Below are 12,356 nucleotides of genomic sequence, written 5' to 3' on the forward strand. Positions count from 1 at the left end.
GGCCGGGAGGGTGGTTCGTGGTGGTCACCGGCCGGGCCGGAGCAGGGCGGCGGTCTGTTGCCAGGTCGACGGCGAGAGGATGGAGCCGCCGAGCCGGGCGCCGGCGCTGCGGTCCTTGCGCGGACGGAAGGTGAGGGGCGGCTCGTCGGCCGGCATCTCGGTTTCCGGCGGCACGAGGGTCGGGCCACCGGATGCGGCGTGCAGCGACCTGGCGAACGCCACCGCCGACCGATCGTTGCCGGAGCCGGCCCGCACGGGGCGGCTCGCCCGGGCGGCGCCGTGGTCGGTCTCGGCGTCGTGCAGCACGTTGATCGACTGCTCGGTGACGCCGAGCACAAAGCGGCGGCCGTCGACATCCACCACCACCACGGATGCCTTCTGGCCGACGCCCTGCCGGCCCACGACGGTGACGACGTTGTTCGCGCGCGCTCCGGCGCCCCGGCTCAGGCGTCGTTGCAGTACCCAGAGCAGCCCGAGCACGACGGCCAGGGACAGGATCACTCGCAGGGCGACGACGACGGTGTCCACCTAGGTCAGGCTCTCGGCGACGTCGAGGATCTTGGTGATCCGAACCGCGTAGTCCTGGTCGACGACCACGATCTCGCCGTGGGCGATCAGCCGGCCGTTGAGGAGGATGTCGGCGGGCGATCCGACGGACCGGTCCAGTTCGACGACGGCGCCGGGTTCGAGGGCGAGCACGTCGCGTACCGTCATCCGGGTGCGGCCGATCTCAACGGTGAGCGCCATCTCGACGCTGTTGATGCGGCCGAGGTTGCCGACCACGGTGCGGTCGCCGGCCGCGACGGCCGTACCGTTCTGGCGCAGGCGGATCGCGAACCAGCCGAAGGTGACGCCGGCGCCGGTGAGATCGAAGACCACGGTCTCCGGGTCGAGGAACAGCGTCGTGGCATCGTCGATCCGCGCGTCGCCCAGTACGCCCAGGCCGAGGACGACCGCGGCGCGCTCGAGGGCCGGGCGGATGATGTCCTCCCGTGAGACGAGTCCGCCGTCGGCGCCGGCCGCCGCGTCGAGGGAGCCCGGATCGGCCAGCACCACGGCGAGGTCGGCGGAGGTGGCGCCCACGAACGAGGCGACGACGGCGCCGTGCACCGCTCCCCCGGCGCGGCCGAGGACGACGGTGCCGGAACCGGCCGCCGCGGTGAGGACGGTGGGCGTGGGCAGCACCGTCAGCAGGGCGTCGACAGCCGCACCCGCGACGCCGTCGGAGAGCCCGGAGCCGAGAACCCCGGTGCCGCGGGCGGCTGACGGTGACTGGGCGGAGGCGGGGCTATGAATCGTCATGGAGTCTTTTCCTCGGTGTCGATGATGATGCAGGCCAGGCGGGAGCCTGTGGCGCCGACGGCAGCCCGGGCGAGAGTGCGGCCATCCACCACCAGGTCGAGCGGCCGGTGGGTGGGATGCGGGATCGGCAGGACGTCGCCGACGGCGAGGGCCAGGATGGCGCTCGGCAGCACCCGCGCGTGGGCCAGGCGCAGCGAGACATCGACGGGCACCCAGCCGAGCTGGGCGCGCAGCAGGTCCACCGGCGGGGTGGCCGACACCGGCGGACCGGGCTCGCCGAGCTGGGGAAGCAGCGCCTCGGCCGGCAGGGCCAGGGTCGCCGCCGTGGTCTTGTCGCCGACCCTGATGATGAAGGATGCCACGATCATCAGATCGGAGGTGGCCGCGGCCTGGGCGAACTGGGAGTTGTACTGGATGCCGCCGACCGCGATGGGCAGGGTGAGCAGGCCGCCGAGCGAGTAACGCAGGTCCTCGAGGGCGTCGTCCATCAGCCGGCGAACGAGGGCCTGTTCGATTTGGGTGAAGGGGCGCTCCGGCGGTGCGGGCAGCCCGGTGCCGCCGAGCATGTGGGCGACCCAGAACAGCGCCGCCGCGGATGGGAACTGGAGGACGGCCTGCGCTTCGAGGCCCTCGACGGTGCAGAGCACCATGGTGGTCGTGGCCGGCAGTGAGGCCGCGTACTCGTCGTAGCCGCTCATCACGACCTGCTCGCAGGTGACCTGCGAGATCACCCGCACCTGGGCGGTCAGCTGGGTGCCCCACTGGCGGGCGAAGGTCTCGAAGGCCAGCTCCAGCACCCTGGCGTGGTCACGGGCCAGCGTCGTCGGCCGGCTGAAGTCGTAGACTTCCACCGCCCGCGCGGGTTTTCCGGGCACGCCGGTGCTGATGTGTTCCTGGACCGTCACGACTGGCACTATCGGCCGGTCGGAAACGGATGTTAGCGGCGTCGGCAAAATTGCCGATGCCAAAGCCGTTTCTTTCGTAGCTTCGTCGGGCTGCAACGGAAAGGACTGACGACCGTTGTGACGGAAGCGAAAACGAGCGCGACGCCTGCGCCCTGGATCCAGGTCAGGGTCTCGTTGGCGGCGGCAAGCCCGATGGTCAGTGCGACGATGGGGCTGAGCAGGCCGAGGAATGCCGGGATGTGGGTGGGCAGCAGTTTGATGCCGCGAAACCAGAGCAGGTAGGCAAGCGCAGTACCGACGAGCGAGAGATACGTGTAGCCGGCGATGTTGCTCAGCGAAGGGGCGAGCGCCGGGAGGGGCTCAAGGACGGTGGTCAACAGTGCAAGGAAGAGCCCGCCGGCGAGCAGTTGCCACGCGGTGGTGACCAAAGGCGACTGACCGTCAGACCACTTCTTGGTGAGCACCACTCCAATCGCCATCGAGACCGCGCCCCCGATCGCAGCGGCCACTCCGATGGGGTCGAGGCCAGCCTGAGAGCGCAACACGATAAGCGCGACCCCGGCGAACCCTCCTGCACCGGCGACAATCACTCTGCTCCCCACGCGCTCAGAGAGCACGCCGGATGCGAGCACCGCGATGAGCAGCGGCTGGATGCCGCCGACGACCGCAGCGACACCGCCGGGCAACCGTTCTGCCGCAACGAACAGCAGCGCAAAGAAGACACCGATATTGAGAATGCCCAGTGCGGCCGATTTCCACCACCACGCCCCGTGTGGCAGCTGGCGCGAGACGCCGAGCAGTACGACACCCGCGGGAAGCGCGCGCAGAGTGGCGGTGAGGAGGGGGTGTCCCCCAATGAGAAAAGTGGTCGATGTGTAATACGTCGTGCCCCACATCACGGGCGCGGCAGCGGTGACCAGGAGGAGAGACATTCGTTTGCTAAGCACTTAGCAATACTAGCTAAGTCCTTAGCTATAAGCTGAGTTCATGGATCATGTTGACCACATCATCGAGCAGTGGCGCATTGAACGACCCGATCTGGATCCGTCACCGATGGCCGTGATCGGACGTCTGAGTCGTGCAGCCGCGATAGTGGACGCGCGGCTTTCGGCGACCTTTGCAAGGCACGGCATCGATTCCGCCACTTTCGACGTCCTGGCGACTCTGGCGCGTCAGGGTGCACCGTATCGGATCAGCCCTGCAGCGCTGGCCGCAAGCAGCATGATCTCCAGCAGCGCCGTAGCGCAGCGTTTGAACCGCCTGGAGGCCGCGGGATTCATCACCCGGAAACCCAGCTCCGATGACGGTCGGGGAAAACTCGTGCAGCTCACGGAGCCCGGACATGAGCTGCTGAACAGGGTTCTCCCCGATCACCTCGCGGCCGAGGAGCGGATTCTTTCCCTGTTCACATCAACCGAGCGGGAGACCCTCGCTGATCTCTTGGCTCGACTCGCCCCCTCGGAGTGACTGTTCCGGCGGGAACCCCTCGGCCCGTTCCGGACCTGCTGACCCGGCATCAGCGTCCGCGCGCTGCCCTCGCTCGCGCTTTGATAGCCATGACGACCTCAGTCTTGGCGTCGGCGTAATCGTTCATGTCGTCCCACCGTTTGCTGAGCAGTTCCCTCTTGGTGTTCTCGTAGAGGGAGCGGTCTTCCGTATCGGTACGGAGATGATCACGCAGGAGGAGGTAGCCGTCCACGGCAGGATCGTCGTGTTCGAAGAGGTGCACATTCACGTCGCGTGCCGGCGTGCGCACGAGGCGATGTCTCGGTTCGCGGACCCGCAGTTCGTATCCGGCGTCCAACAGCGCATCCAGGTAGTCCTCTTCAGCGGTGATGTCGTCCACCGTGACCACGATGTCGATGATCGGCTTCGCTGCCAGTCCGGGGACGGAGGTGGAACCGATGTGCTGGATCCCGATCTCCCCTACCGTGGGAGCGTCGCTGATCCGCCGCCGGTGTTCCAGATAGGTGCCCGCCCAGCGCACGTCATAGGGGTGGAGCTGGAGTGTGAGCGCCTCGGCTCCCCCGACCAGCTCGACGGTCGTGACATCGGGACGCCGCGGCTTGCGCATTCTGCTCATAGAGACATTCTCGCCCTCGAAATTCAGGGGTCGTGACGCACTTCGGTCACGGGACACCTAACGGACGATCTTCTGCAGAAACGCGTTTCTCTGCTCGATCAGTTTCCGCATGTAGTTGGCGAGCACCAAGCGTTCGACTACCCGACCGAGGAGCCCCAGGGGCGCCGCAAACGACACCCGATCAATCATGAGAGTGCCTTCTCCGTGCGGGCGAAATACGTGCTCGTGGGTGAAGTAGCGAAACGGCCCGCGCGTCTGTTCGTCGGTGAAACTTCGCGGCGAGCTCATGGCGGTGATCCGACTTGTCATTCGCAGCGGTAGCCCAAAGTGCCACGCACGCCAGGTGACGTCCTCGTTGAGGCCGATCAACCCACTGTGGACACCACCGACCGCCGTCTCCCGGAAACCCGACATGGAATCCGTGTGAGCGGTGATGTCCCGTGCGAGATCGAAGAGGCGTTCAGGAGCAAGCACGGACTCTGTGGCGCATTCGAACGAGACCGACATGGCGCACAATCTATCAGCGCGGTGAAGACGTGCCTGGTGAATTCGATCTCGGTGCGGGAGGCTGGAGGAATGAAATTCGGTGACTTGGGTGAGGGATATGCGCTGGTATTGCGCACCGAGGACAGTGTCACGGAGATGCGTGATCTCACCCTCAAAAACCTCGATCGACTTCGCGAGTGGGAGCCATGGGCTCAGACCGAGCAGACGTTGGAGGGAACCGCGGCGTATACACAATTCCAGCTCGAGCAGTTCGCCACAGGGTCCGCAGTACCTGGGATGATCCTGCGCGGCGACACGGCCATCGGATCGGTATCTCTGAGAATCGATGCGTGTCTGCACACTGCCGAGCTTGGCTACTGGATCGACGAAGAAGCAGAGGGGCGCGGGGTAGTGACTCGCGCTTGTGCCCGGATGATCGAGCACGCGGAATCCGTTGCTGTTCGCCGCATTGAGATTCGAACGGCGGTGGGTAATAGACGTAGCGCTGCCGTTGCCGAACGGCTCGGGTTCGAACGAGAGGGAGTTCTTCGTCAGGCGTTGCCGATCGGCGCCGACAGGCTGGACGTCGTCATCTATGGACGCGTCTTGTGAGCACCTGTCTCACCGGTGCTCACTGAGAGAATATGCTGCGCGCGAGGGGTCTCGACCATCGTGCTGCTGCGGCTGCCAGCCTCACCGTCGGGGCACGGGCAGTGTGATTGCATCGACCGCTGTCTGAATCAGCAGCTCTCCGTCGATGGACTCAATCCCGGCGAGGTCCCATGTCCATCGAGCCACCCATTCCGTACCCGTACCCCCCTTGCCTTGGATCTCTCGTCCGATCGTCCGCATTGCTCTTGGCGGTGTCACTCGAATCTCCGCCAGCATCACCTGAGCACCGGATAAGGGAGGCGCTCCGGCGTAGCGAATCCCCGTGCGGGCCGCTGCGTCGAGATAGCGCTTGAGGGCCCGCCCGTAGACAGCATCAAATTGCCCTGTCGCGGCGGAAGGAATAGCCGTAGCTTCGAGCACAATCGCCGTGTTGGACGGGAAGAGCGTGGTTTCAGACCGGAATAGCGTGAGGAGCGCTTCAACTCCAGCGCTGGTCTTCAGAATGGTTTTGTCGTTGGCCATGAAAGACCTTCCTGACGGAGCCTGGAATTGAAGGTTATCCGGGCAAGCCTGTTCCTGGGCGGACGCTGCCCGGCCGGCGGCGGATTCCGGGACCTCAGTGGCCGGAGCTGACCACGGGTTTGTCACTGCCCGTCTTGTGGCCGCTCTTGGCCGGGACGCTCTTGGCCGGCGCCGTCTCGTCGGGCACGGCCGTGCCGTCGAGCACCGACGGGATCAGGGCACGCACGCTGTCTGGCTGATTGGAGAGCAGCACCACGTCGACCCTCCGGTTGCGGGCCATCGCGGCCAGGTCGTCACCGGTGTCCACCGGCCGGGCCGAACCGTATCCGATCGCGCCGATCCGGTCCTGGGCCACCCCGGTGCGCTCCACCAGGTGCCGCAGCACCTGGGTGGCCCTGGCGCTGGAGAGCTCCCAGTCGGTCGGGTAGTTGATGGTCACGCCGTGCCGGTCGGCGTGCCCCTCCACCGACACCCCGCGCTGACTGCCGGCCAGCACCGGGCCGATGGTGTCGAGCACCGAGACCGCCTGGCCGCTGAGGGTGGCGACGTTGGGTTCGAAGAAGGTCTCGGAGCCGATCAGGCCCACCGAGAGGCCGCGTTCGTCGATGGTGTACTCCACGAGGGCGTCGAGGCCGACCGCGCTGAGCGCCGCCTGCATGGCCGCTTGCACCGCGGTGAGGTCGTTGACCTCGGCTATCGCGAGATCGAGGTCGGTGAGACCGACATCCTGGTTCACCGCCGGGGTGTCGACAAGGTCGGCCGGCACCACGATGCCCTCCGCGGTGTCCACCTTGCCCACGTCCACCGCTCCGAAGCCCGTCGCCAACGAGTTCTTCAACTGCACGAACTTGGCCTGGTCCACCGTCGACATGGCGAAAAGCACGATGAACATGCACATCAGCACGGTGACCATGTCCATGTACGAGGCCATCCAGCGCTCGTCGACGTGCTCCTCGTGTTCCTCCTCGAGTCCGCGACCACGGCCCCGGCCGCGTCCGCTCACGCGGCCTTCTTGAGCGGCTTGGACGACGACTTTCCGGCCTTGGCGCCCTTGGCGGATGCCATCGGAACCATGGCCTGCAACCGCTCGCCGAGCAGGCGTGGCTGACTGCCGGCCTGCACGGCCAGCGCGCCCTCCATGAGGAGGATCATCCGCTCAGCCTCGATGTCGGAAAGCCTCTTCAGCCGGCTGCCGATCGGCAGCCAGAGGAAGTTCGCGGACAGGAGCCCCCAGAGCGTCGCAACGAACGCGGCGGCGATCATCGGGCCGAGGGTGGACGGGGTGTCGAGGTTCTCGAGAACGTGGGTGAGCGAGATCACGGTGCCGATGATGCCGACCGTGGGGGCATAGCCGCCGAGGGTGGTGAAGAATTTGGCCGCGTTACGGCTCTCCTTGGTGCGGGTGGCGATCTCGTCTTCGAGCAGGATGCGCAGCTCATCACCGTCGGTGCCGTCGGCGATGTTCTGCAGTGCGCCGCGCAGGAACGGGTCCGTGATCGTGTCGGCCTCCTGCTCGAGGGCGAGCAGGCCGGAGCTGCGGGCCTTCTCGGCCAGACCGACGACCTGGTCGATGAGCTTCTGGGGCGGGGTGGTCTTACCCAGGAAGGCACCGGGAAGCGCCTTGATGGCCTTGACGGTGTCGCGCAGGGTTCCGCCGGCGATGCCGACGGCGATGGTGGCGCCGAAGACCAGCACGATCGGGGCGGGCAGCAGGATCGCGGTGATGTGCGAGCCCTCGATGGTGATCATCGCGAAGAGCGCGCCGAAGGCGAGCACGATGCCGATCAGGGTTGCGGGATCCATCTATATTCTCCGGGGGCGCAGGGGGACAACGGCGTCCGGTCGGGTGTCGGGGTCGACGACGGAACCGTCACCGGCGCTGTAGGCCAGGCCGATCACGTGCGCCCGGTAGGCCGCGATCTTCTCGACGACCTCGGCCAGGCTCTCGGTGACGATGAACTTGGCGCCATCCACCATCACGAGGGTGGTGTCCGGATTGACGTGGATGCGTTCGATGAGGTCGGGATTGATCGCGAACTGACTGTCGTTCAGCCTGGTTACAACGATCATGGACCCGTCCCTGGTTCCCGGACGACTCCAGCAGCCGTCGACAACCACTGTCGGCTGCTCACTGCGTTGCGTTAGCGGCCGCGATGTGAGCCGGAGCCGTGCGGGCTAGAACGCAACCACGGTGGGCATCCCGTCGCCTTCGAGGACGGTCACCGAGAATGGCGCGCTGATCGTGGGTGCGCCGACAGCGGCCATCCCCGCCTGGCGGCTTGCGGCGTTGTCACCCATGATCGACACCACGATGACTCGGGGCTGAGTGGTGGGATCCGACCCGACCGTGAATCCTGCAGTCGATCTCAGTCCCGCCTCGTCGAGTGCATCGACGACCTGGCTTGTCACGGCGTCAGCGGCGGCCTGGTACTCGGTCGCAGAGAAGCCGAGGCCTTCGACGGTGGTGTAGGGCAGACCGGTAGCATCGAGCACCGCGATCGCCCCGGCCGGCGCATCGCCGGCGAAGCCCATCGTGAAGGTGTGCGACTCTCCGAAGTAGCAGTAGGCGTAGTCGTCGGCGAACTCGGTCTCGATGACACTCGCGGCGTCACCCAGAGGCTTCTGGTAGAGCGCCCACTCCTGCTCTTGAGGCGAGTAGTTCAGCTCGGCAAGGGTGTGGCCGGGGTAGATCTCCCGAGCCATGATGGCGTCATGGTCGGTGGCGAGCCCGGCCCCGGCGTGCTCGGTGACGCGCCACGGTGCCGCCGCTTCATTGGCCTCGCTGGTGCCCGGTGCCGGGGCCAGCGCAACGCCCAGGCAGAGCGCAGCCGCGGCGAGGATGGCTCCGGCCCGCGTGGCCCTGGCTGCTGCCGTTCTCATGTGTCCCCCATAGCCGATCGCTCGTGCGTCCATGAGGTCAAGCTAACGCACGGGGCCCAGGAATGGCCCAAAAAAGAGGTTATCCACAAGTTGACTTTTGCTCACACAAAGTTTCGGAATCGGGCTAGATTCGGGGCATGACAAACCAGTCGAGTATCGCAGACATCTTCGCCGCTTCCCGCGGCGATGGGCTGGTGGATGCGGCGGTCGACGTGGCCCGACTGGGCTCTTGCAGTGTCGATTACGACAAGCTCACGGATGCCGCTGTCCTGTCCGGTCAGCAGACCCTGGCCCGGGCCCAACGCGAGCTGGACACCCGCAAGGCGTGGCTGGCGAAGACCCTGGCCCAGCGGTCCCGATGGGAGCTGGGCCAGTCCGGTCTGGCTGCGCAGCAGGGCTTCCTCAATCCCGAGGGGTTGATTCAGAAGCTGACCGGCACCAGCAAGGTCGAGTCCCGCAAGCTCGTGGGGGTGGGCCGGATGCTCGCCGAGGTCGAAGACGCCCAAGCGCAGGCCGCCGCGATCGACGCCGAAGCGGCCCGCCGGCTACTCGAGGGGGCGCTGGACCCGGACATCCCTGATGCGCTCGACGGGGTCGACGGGGTCGACGGCCACGACGGGGTCGCTCCGGTCGTTCCGCTGCCGGCGCCGATGCCGTGGCACGCACCGATCTCGCACGCCGTGACCGGAGGCACCCTCTCGATCGATGCCGCCCACGCCCTGCGCACCGGCCTGGGCGACATCGACACCGTCGTCACCGGACCGGCCCTCGCCGACGCCCTGGCCGGACTACTCACCGACGCCGAATCGCAGAACGTGGACCAACTACTCAAACGAGCCCGGCAGGTACGCGACAGCCTCGACGAGGCCGGCATCCGGGTGCGCGAACAGAAAGCCTGGGACGACCGCTACCTGCGCATCTGGACCCTGAACACCGGCCAGGTCCGCGTCGACGGGCTCTTTCCGCCGGAACAGGGCGAGTTCATCAAGTCCACCTTCGACAGCCTCACCAGCCCCCGCCGCGGCGGCGTGCGCTTCGTCGACACCGCACGCGCCGCCTGGGCCAAACGCGTCAAGAACGACCCCCGCAACACCAGCCAAATCACCTGCGACGGTTTCCTCGACCTCCTCAAAGCCGGCACCACCATCAACCCCAACGAGATGCTCGGCGGCCGCCGCCCCGCCGTGCAGATCCTCACTACCACCGCCACGACGGCCAGACCCGCCGCACCCACAGGACCGGCCGCCGCCGACGACATCCTGATCTGCCTACCCGGCCAAACCGGGCACGGCTACATCGAGGGCAACAACGCCCCGGTCTCCCCCGAAACCATCGAACGCCTCATCTGCGACTCGGGAAGTGTTGAGATCACCGTCGACGAGGTCAACCGGCCCCTGGACCTCGGCCACGAACAACGTCTGTTCAACCGGGCCCAACGCCGGGCCCTCGCCGCCCGCGACGGCGGCTGCCGGTGGCCCGGCTGCGACCGCCCACCAGCGTTCACCGAAGCCCACCACATCGAACACTGGCTCAGAGACCACGGCAGAACCGACATCAACCAGGGCATCCTGCTCTGCCCCGCCCACCACCTGCTGCTCCACAACCAGCACTGGCAGATCTTCGAAAACACCGGCCGCTACTGGCTCCGCCCACCCACAACCATCGACCCCGGCCAAACACTCATCGAGATGCCCGGCCGCACCCGGGACGGGCCGCCAGAAACAACAGCACCGCCCAGGGCCTGATCAAGCCGGCACGTGCGCTGCGTTAGCGCTTGAGGTTGGTGAGTTCCTGCAGTACCTCGTCGGAGGTGGTGATGATGCGGGCGTTCGCCTGGAAGCCGCGCTGGGCAACGATCAGGTTGGTGAACTCCTGCGACAGGTCCACGTTGGACATTTCCAGGGCTCCACCGGTGAGCGAGCCCAAGCCGGCGGAACCGGGAGCGCCGAGTTCGGCGGTGCCGGAGTTGAAGGTGGCCCGGTATCCGTTCGAGCCGGTCTTCTCGAGCCCGCCCGGGTTGGTGAAAGTGGCGAGGGCGATCCGGCCCAGCGCCTTCTGCTCACCGTTGCTGAACAGACCGATTAGGGTGCCGTCCTTGCCGAACGTGTAGGACTCGAGCGAGCCGGGGGCGCTGCCGTCCTGCGACTTGACCCCCACAGTGCTGATACCGGCCAGGCCGTTCAGCGCGCTGAGGTCCACGGTGATTCCGCCGGCGGCGGGGTCACCGATGACGAGTGAGCCGCCGGACGTCACGACGTTGCCGGTGAAGCCCAGCGTGGTCGTTGCCGCAGTGCCGCCATCGGTACCCGAGACACCCCAACCGCTGCCCGTCGCAGCCTTGGTGAAGGTTAGGGAGACCGTTCGGGCAGCACCCGAGGCGTCGTAGACCTTGATGTCTCGCAGCAGCTGCGTGCCTCCGACAGCATCAGAGGGCAAGGTGCCGCTCATCGCGACCGAACTCGTCGCCTTGCCCGGAACGACCGCGTTCAGCGGCAGGGACAGGTCCCCGACAGCGCCGCCCTCGTTGACCACGCCATCCACCGCGCCCCAGCCCTGCACGATCGCACCCGACGGGGTGACGAGGCGACCGGCGGAGTCGAAGTCGAAGGAGCCGGCCCTGGTGTAGATGGTGTCGCCGCCCTGCTGGGTGAGGAAGAACCCGTCGCCGGAGATGAGCATGTCGGATGCCTTGCCGGTAGCCTGCGACGACCCCTGCGCGAAGTTGGTGGCGATGCCGGCGACCTGCACACCGAGGCCCACCTGTGCCGGGTTGGTGCCGCCGGTCGTGGCGCCCGGGCCGCCGGCGCCCTGGGTGAGCTGCGAGAGGGTGTCCTGGAACTGGGTGGCCGAGCCCTTGAACGCCGTGGTGTTGACGTTGGCGATGTTGTTGCCGGTGACGTCGAGCATGGTCTGGTGGGCGCGAAGGCCGGAGATGCCGGAGTACAGGGAGCGAAGCATGGGTGCTGCCTTTCAGAAGGTGATGACGGAGTAGGGATGCGGCGACCCCGCCCGGTTTGCGGGAGTGTGTCGCGTTGGTGCAGATCGAGCTGGCGAGTGGCGGGCTCGCTGGGTGCGGGCGCGGAGCCGGATCACCCGGTGGGGGCGGTCACCCCCGAGATCGCGTCGAGAGCCACGCTGGCCGTGCCGACGGTGACCTGGGGCACCGGGCCGGCGTAGGAGACCGCTGACGCGATGCCGGTGATGCTCGCGCCGGTGGCATCCGTGTAGGTGACGTTCTGTCCGACGAGAGCGGCTGCGGCCGTGCGCATCTGCAGCGAGAAGTTCTCGTCCGCGGTGGTGGACAGCGCGGTGAGTTTCTCCATCATGGCCAGCTGGGTGGTCTGGGAGATCATCTGGTTGGTGTCCATGGGCGAACTCGGATCCTGGTTGCGCAGCTGGGCCACCAGAAGCGACATGAAGGTCTCGGAATCGAGAGTCTGCTTGGGCGTGCGCACCGGTGTCGTCGAGTACATGCTGGCTCCAGCGCTGGAGTCGGCTGCGGCGGTGGACACGGAGCCGACGGCGTCGACGGTCATGGGTTCTCGTTTCTGGGAGGCTGCGTGCGG

The 12,356-nt window shown here is 66.9% G+C and carries 16 protein-coding genes; 3 read left to right on the forward strand and 13 right to left on the reverse strand.

Features of this window, described 5'->3' with window-relative positions; all coding sequences use genetic code 11:
• Positions 1–24: 24 nt before the first annotated feature.
• From fliO to E3O60_RS09240, 4 genes are read right to left on the reverse strand one after another with little or no spacing between them, the layout of a single operon-like run.
• Entirely contained in the window at positions 25–528 is a 504-nt protein-coding gene (fliO, locus tag E3O60_RS09225; RefSeq protein WP_088456014.1) for a flagellar biosynthetic protein FliO, read from the reverse strand.
• Entirely contained in the window at positions 529–1,302 is a 774-nt protein-coding gene (gene fliN / locus E3O60_RS09230; RefSeq protein ID WP_103460648.1) for a flagellar motor switch protein FliN, read from the reverse strand.
• Positions 1,299–2,207 carry a flagellar motor switch protein FliM gene (locus E3O60_RS09235; protein WP_241983646.1) on the reverse strand — a complete coding sequence of 303 codons (909 nt, stop codon included), beginning with the start codon at positions 2,205–2,207 and terminating at the stop codon, positions 1,299–1,301. The genes fliN and E3O60_RS09235 overlap by 4 nt, the downstream gene beginning before the upstream one ends.
• A gap of 32 nt (positions 2,208–2,239) precedes the next feature.
• Positions 2,240–3,154, reverse strand: coding sequence for an EamA family transporter (locus tag E3O60_RS09240; protein WP_241993233.1), 915 nt, complete (start codon positions 3,152–3,154; stop codon positions 2,240–2,242).
• Positions 3,155–3,194: 40 nt separating this feature from the next.
• Between E3O60_RS09240 and E3O60_RS09245 the strand changes: the two genes are divergently transcribed.
• Positions 3,195–3,674 (forward strand): MarR family winged helix-turn-helix transcriptional regulator, encoded by a 480-nt coding sequence (locus E3O60_RS09245; RefSeq protein ID WP_088456011.1) that lies wholly within the window; start codon positions 3,195–3,197, stop codon positions 3,672–3,674.
• A gap of 49 nt (positions 3,675–3,723) precedes the next feature.
• On the opposite strand, the gene E3O60_RS09250 is transcribed toward E3O60_RS09245, so the two are convergent.
• Complete coding sequence (locus E3O60_RS09250; RefSeq protein ID WP_166788876.1) at positions 3,724–4,290, reverse strand: GrpB family protein; 567 nt, start codon at positions 4,288–4,290, stop codon at positions 3,724–3,726.
• Between the two features lie 57 nt (positions 4,291–4,347).
• Entirely contained in the window at positions 4,348–4,797 is a 450-nt protein-coding gene (locus E3O60_RS09255; protein ID WP_088456009.1) for an SRPBCC family protein, read from the reverse strand.
• 69 nt (positions 4,798–4,866) lie between these two features.
• On the opposite strand from E3O60_RS09255, the gene E3O60_RS09260 reads away from it, so the two are divergent.
• On the forward strand, positions 4,867–5,388 hold the full coding sequence (locus tag E3O60_RS09260) for a GNAT family N-acetyltransferase (protein WP_088456008.1): 522 nt from the start codon (positions 4,867–4,869) through the stop codon (positions 5,386–5,388).
• Between the two features lie 81 nt (positions 5,389–5,469).
• On the opposite strand, the gene E3O60_RS09265 is transcribed toward E3O60_RS09260, so the two are convergent.
• The 5 genes from E3O60_RS09265 to E3O60_RS09285 all read right to left on the reverse strand — a co-directional run bounded on the left by E3O60_RS09265 (position 5,470) and on the right by E3O60_RS09285 (position 8,790).
• Entirely contained in the window at positions 5,470–5,910 is a 441-nt protein-coding gene (locus E3O60_RS09265) for a hypothetical protein (protein ID WP_088456007.1), read from the reverse strand.
• A 94-nt stretch (positions 5,911–6,004) separates the two neighbouring features.
• Positions 6,005–6,913: a flagellar motor protein MotB gene (locus E3O60_RS09270; RefSeq protein ID WP_103479132.1), complete on the reverse strand. Its 909-nt coding sequence runs from the start codon at positions 6,911–6,913 to the stop codon at positions 6,005–6,007.
• On the reverse strand, positions 6,910–7,713 hold the full coding sequence (locus tag E3O60_RS09275) for a motility protein A (RefSeq protein ID WP_103460656.1): 804 nt from the start codon (positions 7,711–7,713) through the stop codon (positions 6,910–6,912). Before E3O60_RS09275 ends, E3O60_RS09270 begins: the two co-directional genes overlap by 4 nt.
• Complete coding sequence (locus tag E3O60_RS09280; RefSeq protein WP_134497860.1) at positions 7,714–7,980, reverse strand: flagellar FlbD family protein; 267 nt, start codon at positions 7,978–7,980, stop codon at positions 7,714–7,716.
• A gap of 105 nt (positions 7,981–8,085) precedes the next feature.
• Positions 8,086–8,790: a hypothetical protein gene (locus E3O60_RS09285; protein WP_088456003.1), complete on the reverse strand. Its 705-nt coding sequence runs from the start codon at positions 8,788–8,790 to the stop codon at positions 8,086–8,088.
• Positions 8,791–8,927: 137 nt separating this feature from the next.
• Between E3O60_RS09285 and E3O60_RS09290 the strand changes: the two genes are divergently transcribed.
• Positions 8,928–10,535 carry an HNH endonuclease signature motif containing protein gene (locus E3O60_RS09290; RefSeq protein WP_134497862.1) on the forward strand — a complete coding sequence of 536 codons (1,608 nt, stop codon included), beginning with the start codon at positions 8,928–8,930 and terminating at the stop codon, positions 10,533–10,535.
• A 22-nt stretch (positions 10,536–10,557) separates the two neighbouring features.
• Here the strand turns inward: E3O60_RS09290 and E3O60_RS09295 are convergent, their stop codons facing one another.
• Both E3O60_RS09295 and E3O60_RS09300 read right to left on the reverse strand, forming a co-directional pair.
• Positions 10,558–11,748, reverse strand: coding sequence for a flagellar hook protein FlgE (locus tag E3O60_RS09295; RefSeq protein WP_134497864.1), 1,191 nt, complete (start codon positions 11,746–11,748; stop codon positions 10,558–10,560).
• A 131-nt stretch (positions 11,749–11,879) separates the two neighbouring features.
• Positions 11,880–12,326, reverse strand: a complete 447-nt coding sequence (locus tag E3O60_RS09300; protein ID WP_134497866.1) for a flagellar hook assembly protein FlgD — start codon at positions 12,324–12,326, stop codon at positions 11,880–11,882.
• Between the last annotated feature and the right edge of the window lie 30 nt (positions 12,327–12,356).

Origin of the sequence: Cryobacterium sp. TMB1-7 (genome assembly GCF_004402435.1) — a bacterium.
Lineage (GTDB): Bacteria > Actinomycetota > Actinomycetes > Actinomycetales > Microbacteriaceae > Cryobacterium > Cryobacterium zongtaii.